1 protein-coding gene is annotated in these 1093 nt (G+C 64.3%); it reads right to left on the bottom strand.

Annotated features, from left to right (window positions below; translation table 11 throughout):
* Nucleotides 1-4: 4 nt before the first annotated feature.
* On the bottom strand, nt 5-982 hold the full coding sequence (locus PV772_RS22980; RefSeq protein ID WP_347887701.1) for an IS481 family transposase: 978 nt from the start codon (nt 980-982) through the stop codon (nt 5-7).
* Nucleotides 983-1093 lie beyond the last annotated feature (111 nt).

The raw sequence follows: 1093 nt of genomic DNA on the forward strand, positions 1-1093 counted from the left end.
GCCGCTAGGTGTAATTCCCACTGAGGTTGTGAACGCGGCTGATGGGGGTTTTGCCTCCGATGCCGGTATGGGTTCTGTGGTGATTGTAAGCGTGCAGCCAGCCTGGGTAGGAAGCGGCGCGTTCGGCCTCTGATACGTAGGGCCTGGCGTATGCCCATTCGGTGGCAAGGGTCCGGTTGAAGCGTTCTACCTTGCCGTTGGTCTGTGGCCGGTAAGGGCGGGTCCGCCGGTGCTTGACCTGCGGGCCCAGGGCAGCTGCGAAGGCTTTGGAGCGGTAGCAGGCTCCGTTGTCGGTAAGGACGGCTTTGATGGTGATGCCGTGGGCGGCGAAGAACGCTGCGGCGCGGAGCCAGAAGGCGGCAGCGGTTTCCTTTTTCTCGTTGTCGAGAATCTCTGAATAGGCCAGTCGTGAGTGATCATCAACCGCGTGGTGCAGGTAGGCGTACCCGACGCCGGCGTGGCGGTTTCGCTTCCCTCTGGCCCGTCCAAGGGTGCGGTGCCCGCCGCCGGTCGGTATGCGGCCGAGCTTTTTGATGTCAACGTGGATCAGATCCCCGGGTCTGTCGTGTTCATAACGCTGCGGGGCGGCCTTTCGGACGGGCAGGCCGGTTCCCTGGTCCAGGCAGCCCAGCCGCGGCATCCGGTAGCTGCACAGGACCTTGCCAACGGTTGAGCGGGCCATGTGAAGGTGGGCCGCGATCCGATGTGGACCCCATCGCCGATTAAACCGCAGCGCCAGAATCCTCCGCTCGGTGCGCGCTGGAGTCCGGCGGGGACTGCGCCGCGGCCGGGACGATACGTCAGCCATTCCGTCCTCACCCAGGGCCCGGTACCGGTCCACCCATTTCTTGGCCGTCGCCGGCGAGCACTGGAAACGCTCCGCGGCGCGGCGCAACGTCCAGCCCTGCTCGATGACCAAACAGGCGAGTTTTCCCCTGGCCTTGGGTGTGAGGTCGGCGTTGGCATGGGTAACGTAGGACACGAGGGCCTCCTGGGCATCGAGATGAGTGTGGTAACCCAAATCGATACCGGCGGCCCTCGCCCTTTACATCACGCCACGCTGTTCACAACGTCCGTGGGAATTACAGCTAGG

It is taken from the genome of Pseudarthrobacter sp. CC12, from assembly GCF_039907755.1.
Taxonomy (GTDB): domain Bacteria; phylum Actinomycetota; class Actinomycetes; order Actinomycetales; family Micrococcaceae; genus Arthrobacter; species Arthrobacter niigatensis.